The organism is Streptomyces sp. NPDC051740, assembly GCF_044453165.1.
Lineage (GTDB): Bacteria > Actinomycetota > Actinomycetes > Streptomycetales > Streptomycetaceae > Streptomyces > Streptomyces atrovirens.
In genome coordinates this window covers 11,134-30,188 of sequence record NZ_JBITCL010000034.1, presented here as the reverse complement: position 1 = coordinate 30,188, position 19,055 = coordinate 11,134, and the positions used below count along the sequence as shown (strand labels likewise).

The 19,055-nt window shown below is 73.0% G+C and carries 18 protein-coding genes; 10 read left to right on the top strand and 8 right to left on the bottom strand.

Annotated elements, in window-relative coordinates:
• Positions 1-159 precede the first annotated feature (159 nt).
• Entirely contained in the window at positions 160-1,497 is a 1,338-nt protein-coding gene (locus ACIA6T_RS33600) for an aminotransferase class I/II-fold pyridoxal phosphate-dependent enzyme (protein WP_399450300.1), read from the bottom strand.
• Between the two features lie 35 nt (positions 1,498-1,532).
• Here ACIA6T_RS33600 and ACIA6T_RS33595 point away from each other — a divergent pair, with 35 nt between their 5' ends.
• Positions 1,533-2,213: a pyridoxamine 5'-phosphate oxidase family protein gene (locus tag ACIA6T_RS33595; RefSeq protein ID WP_399450299.1), complete on the top strand. Its 681-nt coding sequence runs from the start codon at positions 1,533-1,535 to the stop codon at positions 2,211-2,213.
• Positions 2,213-2,845: an FMN-binding negative transcriptional regulator gene (locus ACIA6T_RS33590; protein WP_399450298.1), complete on the top strand. Its 633-nt coding sequence runs from the start codon at positions 2,213-2,215 to the stop codon at positions 2,843-2,845. The genes ACIA6T_RS33595 and ACIA6T_RS33590 overlap by 1 nt, the downstream gene beginning before the upstream one ends.
• 42 nt (positions 2,846-2,887) lie before the next feature.
• Here the strand turns inward: ACIA6T_RS33590 and ACIA6T_RS33585 are convergent, their stop codons facing one another.
• The 4 genes from ACIA6T_RS33585 to ACIA6T_RS33570 all read right to left on the bottom strand — a co-directional run bounded on the left by ACIA6T_RS33585 (position 2,888) and on the right by ACIA6T_RS33570 (position 6,464).
• A complete protein-coding gene (locus tag ACIA6T_RS33585; RefSeq protein ID WP_399450297.1) occupies positions 2,888-3,844 on the bottom strand; it encodes a DMT family transporter in 957 nt (318 codons plus the stop codon).
• 225 nt (positions 3,845-4,069) lie between these two features.
• Positions 4,070-5,050 (bottom strand): EamA family transporter, encoded by a 981-nt coding sequence (locus ACIA6T_RS33580; protein ID WP_399450324.1) that lies wholly within the window; start codon positions 5,048-5,050, stop codon positions 4,070-4,072.
• 67 nt (positions 5,051-5,117) lie between these two features.
• Positions 5,118-5,651: a Clp protease N-terminal domain-containing protein gene (locus ACIA6T_RS33575; protein ID WP_399450296.1), complete on the bottom strand. Its 534-nt coding sequence runs from the start codon at positions 5,649-5,651 to the stop codon at positions 5,118-5,120.
• 180 nt (positions 5,652-5,831) lie between these two features.
• On the bottom strand, positions 5,832-6,464 hold the full coding sequence (locus tag ACIA6T_RS33570) for a PadR family transcriptional regulator (protein WP_399450295.1): 633 nt from the start codon (positions 6,462-6,464) through the stop codon (positions 5,832-5,834).
• Positions 6,465-6,627: 163 nt separating this feature from the next.
• Between ACIA6T_RS33570 and ACIA6T_RS33565 the strand changes: the two genes are divergently transcribed.
• Positions 6,628-7,437, top strand: a complete 810-nt coding sequence (locus tag ACIA6T_RS33565; protein WP_399450294.1) for a PhzF family phenazine biosynthesis protein — start codon at positions 6,628-6,630, stop codon at positions 7,435-7,437.
• Positions 7,438-7,491: 54 nt separating this feature from the next.
• Here ACIA6T_RS33565 and ACIA6T_RS33560 read toward each other — a convergent pair whose 3' ends face one another.
• Both ACIA6T_RS33560 and ACIA6T_RS33555 read right to left on the bottom strand, forming a co-directional pair.
• Entirely contained in the window at positions 7,492-8,292 is an 801-nt protein-coding gene (locus ACIA6T_RS33560) for a CPBP family intramembrane glutamic endopeptidase (protein WP_399450293.1), read from the bottom strand.
• Between the two features lie 79 nt (positions 8,293-8,371).
• Entirely contained in the window at positions 8,372-9,889 is a 1,518-nt protein-coding gene (locus ACIA6T_RS33555; protein ID WP_399450292.1) for a glutamate-cysteine ligase family protein, read from the bottom strand.
• 562 nt (positions 9,890-10,451) lie between these two features.
• Here ACIA6T_RS33555 and ACIA6T_RS33550 point away from each other — a divergent pair.
• From ACIA6T_RS33550 to ACIA6T_RS33520, 7 genes are all read left to right on the top strand, one after another.
• The gene (locus ACIA6T_RS33550; protein ID WP_399450291.1) at positions 10,452-11,036 is read left to right on the top strand and encodes a hypothetical protein; all 585 of its coding nucleotides are present in this window, start codon (positions 10,452-10,454) and stop codon (positions 11,034-11,036) included.
• A 314-nt stretch (positions 11,037-11,350) separates the two neighbouring features.
• Complete coding sequence (locus ACIA6T_RS33545) at positions 11,351-11,551, top strand: DUF5999 family protein (protein WP_399450290.1); 201 nt, start codon at positions 11,351-11,353, stop codon at positions 11,549-11,551.
• 233 nt (positions 11,552-11,784) lie between these two features.
• Positions 11,785-12,816 carry a LacI family DNA-binding transcriptional regulator gene (locus tag ACIA6T_RS33540; protein ID WP_399450289.1) on the top strand — a complete coding sequence of 344 codons (1,032 nt, stop codon included), beginning with the start codon at positions 11,785-11,787 and terminating at the stop codon, positions 12,814-12,816.
• Positions 12,817-12,847: 31 nt separating this feature from the next.
• Positions 12,848-13,243: a molybdopterin-binding protein gene (locus ACIA6T_RS33535; RefSeq protein ID WP_085571568.1), complete on the top strand. Its 396-nt coding sequence runs from the start codon at positions 12,848-12,850 to the stop codon at positions 13,241-13,243.
• 165 nt (positions 13,244-13,408) lie between these two features.
• Positions 13,409-14,212 (top strand): molybdate ABC transporter substrate-binding protein, encoded by an 804-nt coding sequence (modA, locus tag ACIA6T_RS33530; protein WP_399450288.1) that lies wholly within the window; start codon positions 13,409-13,411, stop codon positions 14,210-14,212.
• Positions 14,209-15,021: a molybdate ABC transporter permease subunit gene (gene modB, locus ACIA6T_RS33525; RefSeq protein WP_399450287.1), complete on the top strand. Its 813-nt coding sequence runs from the start codon at positions 14,209-14,211 to the stop codon at positions 15,019-15,021. The genes modA and modB overlap by 4 nt, the downstream gene beginning before the upstream one ends.
• Before the next feature lie 4 nt (positions 15,022-15,025).
• Positions 15,026-16,099, top strand: coding sequence for an ABC transporter ATP-binding protein (locus tag ACIA6T_RS33520; protein ID WP_399450286.1), 1,074 nt, complete (start codon positions 15,026-15,028; stop codon positions 16,097-16,099).
• Between the two features lie 50 nt (positions 16,100-16,149).
• On the opposite strand, the gene gcvP is transcribed toward ACIA6T_RS33520, so the two are convergent.
• Complete coding sequence (gene gcvP / locus ACIA6T_RS33515; protein ID WP_399450285.1) at positions 16,150-19,035, bottom strand: aminomethyl-transferring glycine dehydrogenase; 2,886 nt, start codon at positions 19,033-19,035, stop codon at positions 16,150-16,152.
• Positions 19,036-19,055: the final 20 nt, after the last annotated feature.

Sequence of the window (19,055 nt, the reverse complement as noted above, 5' to 3'; positions counted from 1 at the left end):
CCGAGAGTGGGGGAGAAGCCGAGAGCGGGGGAGGCACCCCGCGAACGTCCGGCTGCGCAACGCCCCCCGTCCAGCCCTCACCCTGGGAACCTACCCGAATCGCCGCACTTTCCTCACCGGCACAGCCGACCGCGGGCGGACCGGACGCCCGCCTCCGCCTCAGGCATACGTCCGCCCCGGCCCCCCGGCCGGACCGATCGCCGCGGCGATCGCCTCGGACAGCGGCCCGATCTCTCCCTCCGTGAGCGTCGAGACGGTGACCCGGATCCCCGGCGCCGCGTTCATCCGAAAGCGGGCACCGGGCGCCACCGCCCAGCCCGCGTGCAGCAGCCGGGCGACCGCACCGGTCTCGTCGGGGACCGGCACCCACACGTTCATACCGCTGCGCCCGCGCGCCGCGACCCCGCACCGGGCCAGCGCCCCGATCAGCGCCTCCCGGCGCCGCCCGTACCGCGCCGCCACGGCCGCCGGATCCACCGCGCCCTCGCTCCACAGCCGCACCACCGCCCGCTGGACGATCCTGCTGACCCAGCCCGGCCCGAGCCGCTGCCGTCCGCGCACCCGGTCGAGGGTGACCGCGTCCCCGGTGAGCACCGCGAGCCGCAGGTCGGGTCCGTACGCCTTGGCCGCCGAGCGCACGAAGGCCCAGCTACGGGTCGTCCCCGCCAAGGCGTGCAGCGGCAGGTCGACGATGTGGTGCCCGTGGTCGTCCTCGATGAGCAGCGTCTCCGGGTGGTCGGCGAGCACCCGGCGCAGGGCACGCGCGCGTGCGGCGCTCAGCGCGGCGCCGGTCGGGTTCTGCGCCCGGTCCGTGACGATCAGGGCCCGCGCCCCGCCCGCCAGCGCCCTCCGTACGTCATCGGGCAGCGGGCCCTCGTCGTCGACCCCCACGGGGACGGTCCTCAGCCCCAGCGCCGGGACCAGGTCCAGCAGACTCCCCCACCCCGGATCCTCCACCGCGACCGCGTCCCCGGGTCTGAGATGCGCCACGAGCACCCGCTCCATCGCGTCCAGCGCGCCCGAGGTGACGGCGACGGGCCCGTCGGGAACACCGTCGGCGTCCAGCCCGGCCCGCGCCAGCCGCGCCAGCCCGGGCTCCACGGGCGTGTGCCCGTACAGCACCGGCTCCCGGTCGCCCTCCCCGGCCGCCGCCGCGAACGCCCCGGCCAGCGCGGGCAGCAGCGCGGGGTCCGGGTTGCCCTCGGACAGGTTCCGCACGCCCGGCGGGACCTCCACCCGGATGAGCTCACGCGCGGTGGTGGCCGGCTTGGACCGCACCCGGCTCCCCCGCCGGCCCGCGGTCTCGATGACCCCGCGCTCGCGCAGGGTCCGGTACGCGGCGGCGACGGTGTTCGGGTTCACCCCGAGCCGGCCCGCCAACTCCCGCATGGCAGGCAGCAGTTCGCCCGGTCCCAGCGCCCCCTCCCCCACCGCGCGCTCGATGCTCGCGGAAATCTCCGCCGCACGCCGCCCACTGATCCGATACTCTCCTAGCACAAAGCCGATTATGCACTAGTGCAATGGAGAGCGCCATGCAGGGGACCCCGCAGCAGCGGCCCGCCGACACCTACCCGCCCACCGAGCGCACCGTCCCCACCCGCTCCCCCGACCGTGCCGCGTACGACAAGGAGCTGGTGCACGCGATACTCGACGAGGGCTACGTCTGCCACCTCGGCTTCGTCCGGGACGGCGCGCCGGTGGTGCTGCCCACGCTGTACGGCCGGGTCGGCGAGGTCCTCTACGTGCACGGTTCGACCGGTTCGCGCCCGCTGCGCGCGGCGGGCCGGGCCGACCCCGGCCTCCCGGTCTGCCTGACCGTCACCCACGTCGACGGGCTGGTGCTGGCCCGCTCGGCCTTCCACCACTCGATCAACTACCGCTCCGTGGTGGTCCACGGCATGGCGTACGACGTGACCGACCCCGAGGAGAAGCGGCAGGCCCTCGACGCTCTGGTCGACCATGTCGTACCGGGCCGCGCCGCCGACTCCCGGCCGGCCGACAAGAAGGAACTGGCCGCCACCGCGGTGATCCGCCTCGACCTGGACGAGGTCTCCGCCAAGCTGCGCACCGGCGGGGTCAACGACGAGCCCGAGGACCTCGCCCTCCCCCACTGGGCCGGCGTCGTCCCGCTGCACAAGGGCTACGACACCCCGCTCGCCGACCCGGACCTGGCCCCCGGCACCGAGCTGCCCGGCTACCTGACGGCCCTGTGATGCTGATCCACCCCTGGGACGCGCCCCGCGACGACGACGAGTGGCAGCGGTGGCTGGCCGTGCACGACTTCGGACAGCTCGCGGTCAACGGCCCGCCGGGCGAGCCGCCCCACGTCCAGCCCCTGCACTTCGCCTACGACGCCGAGCGCGGCGAGGCGGTCACCCACCTGGCCCGGCCCAACCCTCTCTGGCACGCCGTCGAGGCGAACCCGGAGGTCGTGCTGAGCGTGGTCGACGACTACGTCTACGTCCCCGGCCCCTGGCAGGCCGAGCCCGGCACCCCGCCCGAGCACGGCGTTCCGACGAGCCTCTACGCGTCCGTCCAACTGCGCTGCCGCGCCCACGTCGTGGACGATCCGGCGCAGAAGGCCGCGCTCCTCAACCGCCAGGTCGGCCACTTCCAGCCGGAGGGCGGATCCGCGCCGGCGGCGGCGGGCGAGGCCCCGTACGGCAGACTGCTGTCCGGGATCCGCGGGCTCCGGCTCGAAGTGACGGGCGTACGGGCGAAGTTCAAGTACGCGGGCAAGCGGTCCGAGGCGGTACGGGAGCGCATCGCGGCCGGGCTGGCGAACCGGGACGGCGCGCGTGACGCGGAGGCACGCGCGCACGTCCTGCGCCGGCAGCCGGCCTGACCCCCGGCGCGGGGCCCCTCCGCGCGGAAGGGCCCCGCGCCGTCACACCGGCACCACGTCCGGCTTCTCCCCGCGGGCCCGCGCGTCCCGCGCCTCGCCGACCGCCAGTCCCACGACCGAGCCGAGCATCAGCAGGGTGCCGGCCAGGGTGGCCGTCGTGAGCCGCTCACCGAGCAGGGCGACCGCGAGCACCGCCGCGCTCACCGGCTCCAGCAGCATGATCACGGACACGGTGGCCGACCGTACGACGGCCGCGCCGGCGAAGTAGAGGCCGTACGCGAGCGCCGTCGGCACGGAGGCGATGTACGCCAGCAGGCACAGCAGCGCGCCGGGGGCGTCGGTGTGCGGCACCAGCCCCTCGGCCGCGGCGAACGGCAGCAGCACCAGACTGGTGACGGCGAACGCGCCGACGGTCGTACCGGCGGAGTCCGTACCGCCGTCACGTCCCCACCAGCGGGTGAGCAGCGTCATCGCCGAGTATCCGGCCGCGGACAGCAGGGCGAGGAGGACGCCCCACGGGTCCACGGTCGCGCCCCCGCCGCCGAGGACGAGCACGACGAGTCCGGCGAGCGCGCCCACGACGGCGGCCAGTCCGCCGCGCCCGAGGCGCTCGCCCAGGGTCAGTCGCGCGCCGAGCGCGATCAGTACGGGTCCGGCGCCGAGGGTGACGACGGTGGCCACGGCGAGTCCCGTGGCGGAGACGGCCGCGAAGTAGGCGGTCTGGAAGACCGCGAGCCCGATGCCGGTGGCCCCGGCCCGCAGCACCCGGCGGCCGAGCGGCTCGGGTGCGGTGGACCGGGGGCGGCGGGACAGCGGCCGGGCGGCGAGCAGCAGGGCCAGGCCGACGGCGCAGCGCCAGAAGGACAGGGCGACGGGACCCATGTCGCTGGTCCGGTAGACCAGCGACGCGGCGGCGCCCGCGGTGCCCCAGGCGGCACCGGCGACGATCAGATAGAGGAGGCCTCGCCCGACGGGCAGGCCGGAGACGGCGTTCGACATGTGTTCTCTCCGCGGATGCACGCACCACGCGCGTCGGCGTGGGCGCGGAAGTTCGGGAAGGGACCCCGGATCAGTCCCGGCCTGGGCCGGGTCGGCGGGATCCGCGGACTTCGTTCGCGGGCAGCACCGTCACGCCCGGCGACCGGCCGGGCGGATGTACCGGAGGGCCCGCCTCAGGCGGCCGGAGGCGGGAGAACACGTGCGCGCGCATGCATGATCAGCACCTTAGGCGGTCGTTCCCGGCGTGGACAACTCCCGTTCGGGACCGCCGCTCGCCACAGGCTTTCCGGAGCCCTTCGCGGGGGCCGAGGACTGGGCGGTGAAAGCGCCCGCCAGGACCACCGCGCCGCCCACGATCTGCGGCGCCGACAGATGCTCGCCGAGCAGGACCCAGGCGAGGACGGTGGCGATGACCGCCTCCAGACAGGCCACGACGCCGGCGACCTGCGGGGAGAGCCGGCGCACCGACACCACCCCGGTGACGTACGCGGCCACCGTGGCGACGAGGACGATCCATGCCAGCAGCACGAAGGCGGCGACCGGGGTGCCGTCCATCTCCGCGCCGCCGGTGAGCACGGACCACTCCATGGACCAGGGGCGGGCGACGACGGTCAGGACGGCGGCGCCGATCAGCAGCCCGTAGGCGATCACACCGAGCGGGTCGGGTGCCTCGTCGCCGTCGCCGCCCTGGTCGGACAGGACGAAGTAGCCGACCTGGCAGCAGGCCGCGCCGAGCGCCAGCAGCAGACCGAGCGCGTCGAAGCCGAGGCCCGACCACACCTCCACGACACAGGCGAGCCCGCCCACCGCCAGGACCACGCCGACCGCGGCGGCACGGGTCACCGGCCGCCGCTGCACGAACCGCACCCAGCCGAGCACGAGCGCGGGCGCCAGGTACTCGACCAGCAGGGCGACCCCGACGGGGATGCGGGAGATCGCGGCGAAGTAGCAGGCCTGGACACCGGCCACGGCGAACAGGCCGAACCCGGCGAGCAGCCCGGGCCTGCTGCGCAGGAGTTCCCGGTGGCGCACCGCCAGCGGCAGCATGACGAGCGCCGCGCCCGCCACCCGCAGCCACACGACGTGGAGCGGGTCGAGACCCGCCTCGATCAGCGGCTTGGCCGCCACACCGGAACCCCCGAAGGCCAGCGCGGACAGCAGCGCGAGGCCGAGTCCGACGCCCTTCCGGTGGTCGCTCGGGGTCATGACAGAGGTAGGCACCGGCACATGATGACAGGCCCGGACAGGAGCGTCATCCCTTATCGCACCTGTCTCACCGGCCGGACGGTGCCTCAAGTCGGGCGAACAGTTCACGGGGGTCGATCCCGGCGCGTTCGAGCACCTCGACGGCGCGCGCCCGGGGGTCCACGACGATCGCCGCGAGCAGGTCCGTACCGCACGCCGGGCCGCGGCCGTGACGCGCGGCGCGCTCGTGGGCGTACTCCATGCAGCCCGCGGCGAGCGGTGAGAGGCCCGCGGCCTCGGCCACCACGGGGACGCTTCCGGAGTCCTCGACCGCGCCCTGCCAGCGCAGCCCGTAGCCGATGCTGCGCTGGACCAGGTAGCCGAGCAGCCGGGCGATCCGCGGGCCCTCGCCGAAGGCGGATCTCACGTCGGTGTCGGACTCCAGGAGCGAGTGCAGCAGATGGGCGGTGTCGATCTGCCGGTCCCCGTCCCGGACCGCTCTGCGCCGGGCACCGGACACCACCGCTGCCAGCTCGGCGCCGAGCCTGACATCGTTCTCCGCGCGGTGGATGCCCTGTTCCTGGAGCTCCTGGGCCTGCTGCCGGGGGATACGGGGTTGCACATCCCCCACCTCATCAGCCGCGCGGGCCCGGGGCATCCCCGGCGGGAAGCATCTCGGCGTCCGACGGAAAGTGGACGCCCCGGCCCGGGATCTCCTCCTTGCGAAGGACATCAGGGCGTTTCCGGCCGAGGGGCGCGCGCCGGTTTGCGTCACGCCCCTCGCCGGTCCTCACCGACCCCGTCAGTCCTCGTCGGCGAGGATCAGGTACAGCTTCTTGCGGGCCTCGTTGATGACGGCGAGGGCCTTCTCCCGCTGCTCCTTGCTGCCCGTCTTCCAGACCTGCCCGAAGGCCTCCATCAGGCCGAAGCCGGCCTGCCGGATCTCGCTCAGCGCCTCCCAGTCGACCCCGCGCGAGGCCTCCTCCCAGGGAGCCTCGGGGCCCTCCTCGGCCGCCGAGCGGCCGGCGTCGGTCAGCGAGAACAGCTTCTTTCCGCCCTCGGACTCGCTGACGATCAGCCCCTCGTCCTCCAGCAGCTGAAGGGTGGGGTACACCGAGCCGGGGCTGGGCTTCCACGCCCCGCCGCTGCGCTCGGCGATCTCCTGGATCATCTCGTAGCCGTGCATCGGGCGGTCCTTCAGCAGGGCCAGGATCGAGGTCCGTACGTCACCGCGCCGCGCCCTTCCCCTCGGTCCGCCGCGCCCTCGTCCACCCCAGGGGCCGCCGTGCCCGAAACCCGGGCCGAAGGGACCACCGGGACCACCCGGGCCCCCCGGACCGAAGGGCCCGAAGGCCGCCCGCAGCCGCTCGAAGTCGCCACGGCCGCCACGCGGGCCACCATGACCGTGTCCGTGCTCGTGACCATGGGTACGCATCGTGACCACTCCATTCTGTCGTTGATCTGTCGCGATGCTTCAACGATATATCGGAAAAGCTTGTCCGACAACTCCCTCCGACCGGGCGACAGCCGCGGCGAACGGGCCGGCGTCCTCGAATTGGCCTTGGCCTGCGGCTTCACGGAGCCCCTACCGTCAGGACATGCGGATTCGAATCGTCGACGCCTTCACCGACCGGCCCTTCGCAGGCAACCCCGCCGGAGTGCTGCTGCTGGACGCCTTCCCGGACGACCCCTGGCTGCAGAACGTCGCCCTGGAGGTCAACCACGCCGAGACGGCCTTCGCCCACCCGCTCCCCGCGGGCGGCGAGGCCGACTGGGCGCTGCGCTGGTTCACCCCCGCCACCGAGGTCGCGATGTGCGGCCACGCGACGCTGGCCACCGCGCACGTCCTGCACACCACCGGCGCGCACCGGGGCCCGGTGCGGTTCGCCACCCGCAGCGGCGTCCTCATCGCCACGCCCGGCGAGGACGGCGCCGTCACCCTGGACTTCCCCACCGCCCCGCTCACCGCGGTCGACGTTCCCGAGGGCGTCGCCGAGGCGCTGGGCGCCCGGCCGCTCACGGCGTTCGACACCGGCCCGAACATCGGGGACCTGCTCGTCGAGGTCGCCGACGAGCGGACCGTCCACGCCCTGCGGCCCGACCTCAAGGCCCTGGCCGCCCACTCCGAGCGCGGCGTCATCGCCACCGCCCGCGCCGAGAACCCCGCTCTCGGCTACGACTTCGTCTCCCGCTGCTTCTTCCCGAACGTCGGCATCGACGAGGACCCGGTCACCGGCAGCGCGCACACCGCTCTGGCCCCGTACTGGTCCGAGCGACTCGGCCGCTCCGCCCTCACCGGCCTCCAGGCCTCACCGCGCTCCGGCCGCGTCCGCACCGAGGTACGCGGCGAGCGCACCCTGCTGGGCGGACGGGCCGTGACGGTCATCGAGGGCGACCTGCTGGTCTGATCCCGGTACGGCGAAGGGGCGTACGGCCGTGCCGCACGCCCCTTCGCCGCCGCCTCACGCCGTCGGCAGCCAGTCCACCTTGCCGGCCAGCAGCGCGTACCCCACGAACGCCCCGATGTCGAGCAGCGTGTGCGCGACCACCAGCGGCCCGACGCGCCCCCAGCGCCGGTAGAGGTGCACGAACACCACGCCCATCACCATGTTCCCGATGAAGCCGCCGATGCCCTGGTAGAGGTGGTACGAGCCGCGCAGCACCGAACTGGCCGCCAGCGAGGCGCCGGGGGACCAGCCCAGCCGGTCCAGCCGGCGCAGCAGGTAGCCGACGACGATGACCTCTTCGAGGATCGAGTTCTGCATCGCGGACAGGATCAGCACGGGGTACTTCCACCACACCTCGGGCAACGCCTCCGGCACCACGGTGAGGTTGAAGCCGAGGCCGCGCGCGGCCAGGTAGAAGGCGATGCCGCTGCTGCCGATGACCGCCGCGACCGCCGCTCCGCGGCCGAGGTCGGACCAGGGCCGGGCACGGTCGAAGCCGAGGGTGCGCAGCCCCGCGCCCTCGCGCAGCAGGAAGTGCGCCACCAGCGCGACCGGTACGAGCGCCGTGGTGATCCCGAAGAGCTGCCAGGCGAGGTCCAGCCAGGGGCGGCCCGGCGCGGCCGACGCGTTGAGGGTGGCCGCCTGGTCCTTCAGACCGCCCGGTTCGGTGACCGATCCGACGAAACTGATCAGGGCCGACACTCCGCTCGCGCCGAGCGACAGCGCGAGCACGAGAAGCGTCTCGTCGCGGAGCGTCGTCCGCGAGGGCCTCCGCTCAGGATACGAATCGGCCGCCGGGCCCGCCTCCGCCTGCACACCTGCCTCCACATCACCGATCGGTCCGATCAGTATGAGGGCAGCGGCTGTGTGCCCGGCCGGGGGGCCGGTGACGGCGTCAGCCCGTGGGCACCGGTTCCGGCAGTCCCACCGGCCAGCTGTGCACCGGATCGCCCTGCTGCATCAGCTCGCGGTAGCGGCGGGTGGTGGCGGCCAGGGCGGCGTCCCGGCCGAGGCCCAGGTCGAGGGCCCGGTGGAAGGTCGCGGCCTGCCAGGTCGCGCCGTTCACCCTTCGCCGGCACCGCTCCTCGATCACCCCGAGGTACAGATCCCGGTCGGCGGGCTCGATCCCCCACGCGTCCAGCCCGGCCTCGGCGAGCGGCAGCAGTTCGTCCCGTACGAGGGTGACCGCGTCCACCTCGCCCAGCCCGCCCAGGCGACCGCGCCGGGGCCAGGTGAGGCGGGCGTCGATGCCGTGCTTGCAGGCGGCGTCGAAGTTGGCGGCCGCCGCCTCGAACGGCAGCCGGGTCCACACCGGCCGGCTGTCCTCGGCGAGGGCGCGGACCACGCCGTAGTAGAAGGCCGCGTTGGCGATGACGTCGGTGACCGTGGGGCCGGCGGGCAGCACGCGGTTCTCCACGCGCAGGTGGGGGACGCCGTCGGCGATGCCGTAGACGGGACGGTTCCAGCGGTAGACGGTGCCGTTGTGCAGGACGAGTTCGGCGAGGCTGGGGACGCCGCCCCGGTCCAGCACCTCGAGCGGGTCCTCCTCGTCGCAGAGGGGCAGCAGGGCCGGGTAGTAGCGCAGGTTCTCCTCGAACAGGTCGAACGCCGAGGTCACCCAGCGCTCCCCGAACCAGGTGCGCGGCCGCACTCCCTGGGCCTGGAGTTCGGGCGGACGGGTGTCGGTGGACTGCTGGAACAGCGGGGGCCGGGACTCACGCCACAGTTCGCGGCCGAACAGGAACGGCGAGTTGGCGCCTACGGCGATCTGGGCGGCGGCGACGGCCTGGGCCGCGTTCCACACACCGGCGAAGCGCTCCGGGGTGACCTGGAGGTGCAGTTGCACCGAGGTGCAGGCGGCCTCGGGGACGATGGACTTGGAGGTGCAGCTGAGGCGCTCGACGCCGTCGATGTCGAGGGTGAAGTCCTCACCGCGCGCGGCCACGATCTGTTCGTTGAGCAATGCGTAGCGGTCGACGTCGGAAAGATTCGAGGAGACCAGGTCGTCCCGGTCCAGTGTCGGCAGGATGCCGATCATCACGATCCCCGCGTCCACCTCACCGGCTTTCCGGTCGGCGTACGTGAGCGAAGTGCGCAGTTCCTCGTCGAGCCGGTCGAATACCCGCCCGCCCAATCGGTGGGGGGCGATGTTCACTTCCAGATTGAACATGGCGAGTTCCGTCTGGAAGTCCCTGCTGGCGATCCGTTCGAGGACTTGCGCATTCAACATTTTCGGCATGCCGTCGGCGCCCGCGAGATTCAATTCGATCTCCAGCCCCATGAGGTTCTTGGGGCGGTCGAACCGCTTCTCCGCCAGTAGTCGCTCCAAGCCCGTCAGACAGCGGCGGAGCTTCTCGCGGTAGCGCTGGCGATCGGACAGGTCGAACTGACCTGCCACGACCTTTTCCCCCATCGAAGGGTCCTTCCTCGCACGGGCGGGCCGAAGATCGGCCGCCGGAGTCCCGGTCCACAGGGGAGGATGCCCCGTCGATGCGATCGATAACGCCCCGGACGGAACCGTCGGCCGCTAGTCTGGTCGAGGTGACCAGTGGCACATTCACGAGGCATGGCACAGAAGGCGACTTACGGGTCGGTTGCGAACTCGTGAAAAACACCGACCAGAATTGGCCGACCGCTTCGCGGCCACTTTCCGAGGTCATAGGCGTGCACCCGGCCCGGAATCGGGATGATTTTCACATTTCATCGGCCAGAAGTACCCTTGTTCCGCCGGTCGGAAACGGCTAGACGAAACACAGTCTGAACACATGTCGTATAAACTTCGCGCACAAGGCAGAAGGTTGGCGCCCGCGGTTCGAGCGATCCAGCCGGGAGGTGGCGTGCGGCACTCCTCGCCCCCGTCTCCCGGGCTCGGCCCCCGGCCCCTGCCTCTCTGACCTTCGCGAGCTGACAGCGCCGTCCGCCCCGCCACGCCCCGCCCTCGCGCCACTGTGCCTTCGAATGAGAGGCGACCCACCATGCCGCTGCACGTTCCCCCGGCTCCCGCGCCCGCACTGCGTTCCGTCCTGACCGCACTCTCCTCGCCGACCGCGGTCCGCGAAGCCCGAACTCCCTCTCTGCTCGTCGCCCAGGGACCCTCCTCGCCCGAGCTGCCCCTTCCCGTGCACGTCCTGGACCGGACCACCTCCGACGGCGGGACCGCGACCCGGCTGGCCGGCTGGCGTTTCCTGATCCGTACCGGCGACCGCGCGGTGGCCGCCGCGGACACCGTGCTCACCGCCGACGGCTGGACGTTCTCCCGCTTCTTCGAGGGCCCCTACATCACCTCCACCGAGCTCGCGCTGCGCCAGGCCGAGGCCATGACACAGCCGTACCAGCCCCGGCTGCTGTCGGTGCCGAGCCTCTACATGCTGGCGCTCTGGCTGCACGGCGATCCCACCGCGGACGGCGCCACCGGGCACCCGGCCGCCACCGATCTGCTCGTCCCGCTCGCCCCGGCGCCGCCCGGCATCGCGGCCCACCGCCCGCACCGGTTCACCGACCTGCTCCCGGTCCTGACGCACCGGGTGACACCGACCCGCCTGCTCGGCTCACCCGCCTGAGAGTTCACCGTGTGCCCCGCCGCCCGGACCTCCGACGCGGCGGGGCACACGCGTCTTCCGGAAGGACTAGCCCCATCCGGCCATGGCGAACCACCCGAAGTGACAGTGCAGTTGAGCTGAACCGTCCGCGCGGGTGACGCGTCCTCAAGCTGTGAGGGGCGGTGCCGCGAAATCCCTGCGGATCCTCGCCCATGGGGCAACACTGGTTTCCGACCGACTTATCACAACGGGGGGCGGCCATGAACGAAGCTTCACGCCGCGGAACTGAAACGACAGCCGACTCACAGGTCACCACAGAGCGAGAGATCCCACCCATGTGCCAGCACCAGCCACCGTGCCCCTCAGCAGACTCCGCCGACCGGGAATCCGCCCGTCTCGTGGCGCACCACCCGGAGCAGGGCTGGAGCCTGCTGTGCAACGGTGTCGTGTTCTTCGAGGACACCGGCGAACTCCTGCCCGACGGCAGGATCATCGCCCCGCAGCGTCCCCGGGACGCCAGCCTGACCACCGCCTGAGCACGCCCGGGCGGAACGGGGCCCGCCCGGGCGACGAGGGGCCGGACGCGGGAGCTCCTGCGCGCCGGCCCCGACGCGTGTCCGGGGTCGATCACCCACCGTAGCCCGGCACACGGGAGGGGTGACCGGCCGGTCCCTGGGGCAGGAGTCCGCCCCACGACGCCTTCCCACGGGCGCCCGCTTTCCGGAAGACTCCTGGAAGTTTCGCGGGTTTCGTCACGGAGGTGGGGCAAGTGGCAGCACATGGGGCCGACGCCGGGGGCAGAGTCACGATCACGGAGATCGCCCGGCAGGCCGGCGTCTCCGTGCCGACCGTCTCCCGCGTGGTCAACGGCCGCTCCGACGTCTCCCCGGGGACCCGCGCCCGGGTCGAGGACCTGCTGCGCCGTCACGGCTACCGCAAGCGCCCCAACGCCTCCGCCTCGCGCGCGGTCCTGCTCGAGCTGGTCTTCAACGACCTCGGCAGCCCTTGGGCGGTGGAGATCATCCGCGGTGTCGAGGAGGCCGCCCACGCGGCCGGGGCGGGCACGGTGGTGTCGGCGGTCCACGGGCGTTCCGGCGACGCCCGGGAGTGGATGCGCGATCTGCGGGCGCGCGCGTCCGACGGCGTCATCCTCGTGACCTCCGCGATGAACACCCTGCACGAGGAGTCGCGGATCCTGGGCGTCCCGCTGGTGGTCGTGGACCCGGCCGGCTCCCCCGCCGCGGACGTGCCGACCATCGGCGCCGCCAACTGGTCGGGCGGCATGGCCGCGACCGAACACCTGCTGGCCCTGGGGCACCGCAGGATCGGGCTGATCGCCGGGCCGTCGCGCCTGCTCTGCTCACGCGCGCGGCTCGACGGCTACCGGGCGGCGCTCGAGGGCTCCGGCATCGCGTTCGACGCATCGCTGATCGTCCCCGGCGACTTCCGCCCGGAGTCCGGCTACGCGGGCTGCAACGTCCTGCTGGACCTGCCGGAGCCGCCGACCGCGGTGTTCGCGGCCAGCGACCAGATGGCGCTGGGGGCGATCGAGGCGCTGCGCGGCCGGGGGCTCAGGGTCCCGGAGGACATGAGCGTGGTCGGCTTCGACGACCTCCCGGAGGTCCGTTGGTCGGCGCCGCCCCTGACCACCGTCCGCCAGCCCCTGGCCGACATGGGCAGACTCGCCGTCCGTACGGTGCTCCGTCTGACCCGCGGCGAACAGCCGGACTCCCCCCGTGTGGAACTGGGCACGGACCTCGTCGTCCGGGCGAGCACGGCCGCTCCCGCCGAGCGGGGCTGAGGCACCTCCGGCACCGCCTATCGTGACCGGCATGCAGTCCTACACCATCGGCCAGGCAGCGAGGCTGCTCGGCGTGAGCCCGGACACCGCCCGCCGCTGGGCGGACGCGGGACGTATCACCACCCACCGCGACGACGGCGGACGCCGGCTCGTCGACGGACGGGACCTGGCGGCGTTCTCCGTCGAACTCGCCAGGGCCGGCGCCGTCGAGGAGGGCACTCCGTACACCTCCGCCCGCAACGCCTTCCCCGGCATCGTCACCGCGATCAAGCTCGGCGACGTCGCCGCCCAGGTCGAGATCCAGGCCGGCCCGCACCGCCTCGTCTCGCTGCTCACCCGGGAGGCCGTCGAGGAACTGGGGCTGGAGGTCGGCGTGGAGGCCACGGCGCGTGTGAAGTCGACGAACGTCCATATCGACCGCACCTGACGGCGGCCGCACATCCATGTGAACGCACATGCGCACCCTATTGATGCTTTTCCTGGCTCATGCGTTGAGACAGGGGGTGAATGCCTGGCAGATGCGTCAGTATGATCGGCGTACCGGAAGGGCGTTGCGGGCTCTTCCACAGGCCCACGGAGGGAGTGCTCCGACATGCCCCGTTCGCATCGGACCCGTCGGATCGCCGGTGCCGGGGCAGCCGCCGCCGTACTGGTGCTGAGCGGCTGTTCCGCGTCCGGCTCGGACTCGTCGGCGTCCGCGGAGTCCGGCGGACAGGACATCACCGGCACGGTCACCGTCTTCGCCGCCGCCTCGCTGAAGGAGAGCTTCACGACGCTGGGCGAGCGGTTCGAGAAGGAGCACCCCGGGACCGAGGTCACCTTCAACTTCGGCGGCAGCGACGGCCTGGCCGCCGGCATCGACAGCGGTGCCCCGGCCGACGTCTTCGCGGCGGCCAGCGCCAGGACGATGAAGCTCGTCACGGACGAAGGGCTCACGGCGGGCAGCCCGAGCACGTTCGTCCGCAACCGGCTGGAGATCGCCGCCGCACCGGGCAACCCGCACGCGATCGACTCCCTCGAGGACCTGACCGCGTCCGGCCTGAAGGTCGTGCTGTGCGACGGGACGGTGCCCTGCGGAGCCGCCGCGCGGACCGCCCTCACCGCCGGCGGCGTCGAGCTGGAACCGGTCTCGTACGAGCAGGACGTCAAGAGCGCCCTGACGAAGGTCCGGCTGAAGGAGGCCGACGCCGCCCTCGTGTACCGCACGGATGTGAAGGCGGCCGGTGACAAGGTGGAGGGCGTGGAATTCCCGGAGTCCGCCGAGGCCGTCAACGACTATCCGATCGCCCGGCTCGAGAACGCGCCCAATCCGTCCGCGGCGAAGGCGTTCGTGGCGCTGGTGAAGTCCGCGGAGGGCCAGAAGGTCCTGGGCGAGGCGGGGTTCCTGAAGCCATGACCAACGGCCAGGACGCCCTCCGCGCCCCCGGCCGTGGTGTCCCCCTCGCCCTCCTCGCGCCCGCCCTCCTGGGCCTGGCGTTCCTTCTGGTGCCCCTCCTCGCCCTCCTCCTCCGCGCCCCCTGGCGGGACCTCCCCGAGCAGCTGACCAGCCCCGGGGTGTGGGAGGCGCTGCGCCTGTCACTGTTCTGCGCCACGACGGCGACCGCGCTGAGCCTGGTCGTCGGCGTCCCGCTGGCCTGGCTGCTGGCCCGTACGGACTTCCCCGGCCGGGGCCTGGTCCGCGCCCTGGTGACGCTCCCGCTGGTGCTGCCACCGGTGGTGGGCGGTGTCGCCCTGCTGCTCGCCCTGGGCCGCAACGGCGTCGTCGGCCAGTGGCTGGACGCGTGGTTCGGCATCACCCTGCCCTTCACCACGACGGGCGTCGTCCTCGCCGAGACGTTCGTGGCGATGCCGTTCCTCGTCATCAGCGTCGAGGGCACGCTGCGGGCCGCCGACCCGCGCTACGAGGAGGCGGCCACCACCCTGGGCGCCTCCCGCTTCACCGCGTTCCGCCGGGTCACGCTGCCGCTGATCGCTCCCGGCATCGCGGCCGGTGCCGTACTGGCCTGGGCGCGGGCCCTCGGGGAGTTCGGGGCGACGATCACCTTCGCCGGCAACTTCCCCGGCCGTACCCAGACCATGCCGCTCGCGGTCTACCTCGCCCTGCAGAACGACCCGGCCGCCGCCATCGCCCTCAGCCTGGTCCTGCTGGCGGTGTCCATCGCCGTACTGGCCGGGCTGCGGGACCGCTGGACGAGGACCGTCTGACACCATGCCGAAGAATCCCGGGACCGTGCCCGACGCCGCCGAGGGCCTGGACGCGCACCTCGTCGTGGACCGCGGCTCCTTCCGACTGGACGTCGCACTGACCGCCGCGCCCGGTGACGTCGTCGCCCTGCTGGGCCCGAACGGCGCCGGCAAGACCACCGCCCTGCGCGCACTCGCGGGCCTCGCCCCGCTCGGTGCCGGGCATCTGCGGCTGGACGGCGTGGATCTGCGCCGTACGCCGCCGGAGTCGCGCCCGGTGGGTGTCGTCTTCCAGGACTACCTGCTCTTCCCGCACCTGACCGCGCTCGACAACGTGGCCTTCGGGCCGCGCTGCCGGGGCGCCGGCAAGGCGGAGGCACGCGCGCAGGCCGCCGAATGGCTCGACCGCATGGGGCTGGCCGGACACGCGGGCGCCAAGCCCCGGCGGCTGTCCGGCGGCCAGGCCCAGCGCGTGGCCCTCGCCCGCGCCCTGGCCACCCGCCCCCGGCTGCTGCTCCTGGACGAACCGCTCGCCGCCCTGGACGCCCGCACCCGGCTGGAGGTGCGCGCGCAGCTCCGCCGTCATCTGGCCGCGTTCGAGGCCGTCGCCGTCCTGGTCACGCACGACCCGCTGGACGCCATGGTGCTCGCCGACCGTCTGGTCGTCGTGGAGCAGGGCCGGATCGTGCAGGAGGGCACGCCCTCCGACATCGCCCGTCACCCGCGCACCGAGTACATCGCCCAGCTGGTCGGCCTCAACCTGTACCGCGGGCAGGCCGACGGCCACACGGTGCTGCTCGACGCGGGCCCCGCCGTGAGCACCACGGAGGACCTCTCCGGGCCCGCCTTCGTGGCGTTCCCGCCCGGCGCCGTCACCCTGTACCGGGACCGGCCCACCGGCTCCAGCGCCCGCAACCTCTGGTGCTGCGAGGTCGCCGGTCTGGAGACCCACGGGAACCAGATCCGCGCGGAGCTCACCGGCGAACTCACCCTGGCCGCCGACCTCACCACGGTCGCCGCGGCCGAACTCGACCTGCACCCGGGCGCGACGGTCTGGGCGGCGGTCAAGGCGACGCAGACGCACGCGTACCCGGCGTAGCCGTACACGCCGAAGGGGGCCCCTCCACAAGGGGCCCCCTTCGGCGTGCCTCAGTCCTCGTACGCGTCCAGCGGCGGGCAGGAGCAGACCAGGTTGCGGTCGCCGAAGGCCTGGTCGATGCGGCGCACCGGCGGCCAGTACTTGTCGGCGGCGCTCACCCCGGCCGGGAACACGGCCGCCTCGCGGCCGTACGCGTGGTCCCACTCCCCGCCGAGCGCGGCGGCGGTGTGCGGGGCGTTGCGGAGCGGGTTGTCGTCCGCGGGCCACTCGCCGGAGCCGACCTTCTCGATCTCCGCGCGGATCGCGATCATCGCCTCGCAGAACCGGTCGAGTTCGGTGAGGTCCTCGGACTCGGTGGGCTCGATCATCAGCGTGCCGGCCACCGGGAACGACATCGTCGGCGCGTGGAAGCCGTAGTCGATCAGCCGCTTGGCCACGTCGTCCACGCTGACGCCGGTCGCCTTGGTCAGCGGGCGCAGGTCGATGATGCACTCGTGCGCGACCAGCCCGCCGGGGCCGGTGTAGAGCACCGGGTAGTGCGGCTCCAGGCGCTTGGCGATGTAGTTGGCGCTGAGCACGGCCACCTGCGTGGCCCGCTTCAGGCCCTCACCGCCCATGAGACGGACGTACGCCCAGGAGATGGGCAGGATGCCCGCCGAGCCCCACGGCGCCGCCGAGATGGGCCCGACGCCCGTCTCCGGGCCGGCCTCGGGCTGGAGCGGGTGGTTCGGCAGGTACGGCGCCAGGTGCGCCCGTACGCCGACCGGGCCGACGCCGGGACCGCCGCCGCCGTGCGGGATGCAGAAGGTCTTGTGCAGGTTCAGGTGCGAGACGTCACCGCCGAAGTGGCCGGGCTTGGCCAGACCCACCAGCGCGTTGAGGTTGGCGCCGTCCACGTACACCTGGCCGCCGGCCTCGTGCACCTCGGCGCAGATGTCGGCGACGTGCTCCTCGAACACGCCGTGCGTCGAGGGGTAGGTGATCATCAGCACGGACAGCTCGTCGCGGTACTGCCCGATCTTGGCGCGCAGGTCCGCGACGTCGATCTCGCCGTCGTCGGACGTCTTGACGACGACGACCTTCATGCCGGCCATCACGGCGCTGGCGGCGTTGGTGCCGTGCGCGGAGGACGGGATCAGGCAGACGGTGCGCTGCTCGTCGCCGTTGGCCCGGTGGTAGCCGCGTACGGCGAGCAGACCGGCCAGTTCGCCCTGGGAGCCGGCGTTGGGCTGGAGGGACACCTTGTCGTAGCCGGTGACCTCGGCGAGACGTTCCTCCAGCTCGTGGATGAGCGTGAGGTAGCCCTGGGCCTGCTCGGCGGGGGCGAAGGGGTGCAGCTGACCGAACTCGGGCCAGGTGACCGGCTCCATCTCGGTGGTCGCGTTGAGCTTCATGGTGCAGGAGCCCAGCGGGATCATGCCGCGGTCCAGCGCGTAGTCGCGGTCGGAGAGCCGGCGCAGGTAGCGCAGCATCGCGGTCTCGGAGCGGTGCTGCTGGAAGACGGGGTGGGTCAGGTACTCGTCGTTGCGCAGCAGGGCGTCCGGCAGCGTGTCCCGCGCGGCCGCGTCCAGGGCCTCGATGTCGCCCTCGACGCCGAAGGCGCCCCACACGGCGGTCAGCCGCTCCCGGGTGGTGGTCTCGTCACAGGCGATCGAGACGTGGTCGGCGTCGACGAGACGCAGGTTGACGCCGTTGTCACGGGCGGCGGCGACGACCTCGGCGGCCCGCCCGGCGACGCGCACGGTCAGCGTGTCGAAGTAGGAGCCGTGCACGATCTCGGCCCCGCCGGCCCGCAGCCCCTCGGCGAGGACGGTGGCGTACCGGTGGGTGCGCCGGGCGATCAGCCGCAGCCCCTCCGGGCCGTGGTAGACCGCGTACATCCCGGCCATGACGGCGAGCAGCACCTGGGCGGTGCAGATGTTGCTGGTGGCCTTCTCGCGGCGGATGTGCTGCTCACGGGTCTGGAGGGCGAGGCGGTAGGCCTTGTGCCCGTCCGCGTCGACGGAGACGCCGACGAGCCGTCCGGGCAGGCTGCGCGCCATCTTCTCCTGCACGGCCATGTAGCCGGCGTGCGGCCCGCCGAAGCCCATCGGCACACCGAAGCGCTGCGTGGTGCCGACCGCGATGTCCGCGCCCAGCTCACCGGGCGACTTCAGCAGCGCGAGGGCGAGCAGATCGGCGGCGACGGTGACGAGCGCGCCGAGCCCGTGCGCCTGGTCGATCACCGGCTTGATGTCGCGTACGGCACCGGAGGCGCCCGGGTACTGGATCAGTACGCCGTTGATCTCGCGCTCGGCGACCTCGGCGGGGATGCCCTCGCTCAGGTCGGCGACGACGACCTCGACGCCGGTCGGCTCGGCACGGGTCTCGATCACGGCGATGGTCTGCGGCAGCGCGTCCGCGTCGACCAGGAACAGGCCCTTCTTGTTCTTGCCCATGCGCCGCGACAGCGCCATCGCCTCGGCGGCGGCGGTGCCCTCGTCGAGCAGCGAGGCGCCCGAGGTCGGCAGGCCGGTCAGCTCGGCGACCACGGTCTGGAAGTTCAGCAGCGCCTCGAGCCGCCCCTGGGAGATCTCCGGCTGGTACGGCGTGTACGCCGTGTACCAGGCGGGGTTCTCCATCACGTTGCGCAGGATGACGGGCGGGGTGAAGGTGCCGTAGTACCCGAGCCCGATCATGGAGCCGAGCACCTCGTTGCGGTCGGCCAGCCCACGCAGCTCGGCCAGCACCTCGGCCTCGCTCCGGGCATCCGGCAGGTCCAGCGCGTCGGCGTTCCTGATGACGTCCGGCACGGCGGCGGCCGTCAGCTCGTCCAGCGAGCCGTAGCCGACCTGCGCGAGCATCTTGGCCCGGGCCTCGTGGTCGGGTCCTATGTGGCGCTGCTCGAAGGGGATTCCCTGTTCGAGCTCGGAGAGCGGAGTGCGAGGGGCGGTCATTGAGGAGGCCTCCTGGTCCG

Excerpts from the sequence above, each read along its gene's own strand:
- ACIA6T_RS33595 (WP_399450299.1), top strand. The coding sequence starts at position 1,533 with ATGCAGGGGACCCCGCAGCAGCGGCCCGCCGACACCTACCCGCCCACC.
- ACIA6T_RS33590 (WP_399450298.1), top strand. The coding sequence starts at position 2,213 with ATGCTGATCCACCCCTGGGACGCGCCCCGCGACGACGACGAGTGGCAG.
- ACIA6T_RS33585 (WP_399450297.1), bottom strand. The coding sequence starts at position 3,844 with ATGTCGAACGCCGTCTCCGGCCTGCCCGTCGGGCGAGGCCTCCTCTAT.
- ACIA6T_RS33580 (WP_399450324.1), bottom strand. The coding sequence starts at position 5,050 with ATGACCCCGAGCGACCACCGGAAGGGCGTCGGACTCGGCCTCGCGCTG.
- ACIA6T_RS33570 (WP_399450295.1), bottom strand. The coding sequence starts at position 6,464 with ATGCGTACCCATGGTCACGAGCACGGACACGGTCATGGTGGCCCGCGT.
- ACIA6T_RS33565 (WP_399450294.1), top strand. The coding sequence starts at position 6,628 with ATGCGGATTCGAATCGTCGACGCCTTCACCGACCGGCCCTTCGCAGGC.
- ACIA6T_RS33555 (WP_399450292.1), bottom strand. The coding sequence starts at position 9,889 with ATGGGGGAAAAGGTCGTGGCAGGTCAGTTCGACCTGTCCGATCGCCAG.
- ACIA6T_RS33550 (WP_399450291.1), top strand. The coding sequence starts at position 10,452 with ATGCCGCTGCACGTTCCCCCGGCTCCCGCGCCCGCACTGCGTTCCGTC.
- ACIA6T_RS33545 (WP_399450290.1), top strand. The coding sequence starts at position 11,351 with ATGTGCCAGCACCAGCCACCGTGCCCCTCAGCAGACTCCGCCGACCGG.
- ACIA6T_RS33535 (WP_085571568.1), top strand. The coding sequence starts at position 12,848 with ATGCAGTCCTACACCATCGGCCAGGCAGCGAGGCTGCTCGGCGTGAGC.
- modA (WP_399450288.1), top strand. The coding sequence starts at position 13,409 with ATGCCCCGTTCGCATCGGACCCGTCGGATCGCCGGTGCCGGGGCAGCC.
- modB (WP_399450287.1), top strand. The coding sequence starts at position 14,209 with ATGACCAACGGCCAGGACGCCCTCCGCGCCCCCGGCCGTGGTGTCCCC.
- ACIA6T_RS33520 (WP_399450286.1), top strand. The coding sequence starts at position 15,026 with ATGCCGAAGAATCCCGGGACCGTGCCCGACGCCGCCGAGGGCCTGGAC.
- gcvP (WP_399450285.1), bottom strand. The coding sequence starts at position 19,035 with ATGACCGCCCCTCGCACTCCGCTCTCCGAGCTCGAACAGGGAATCCCC.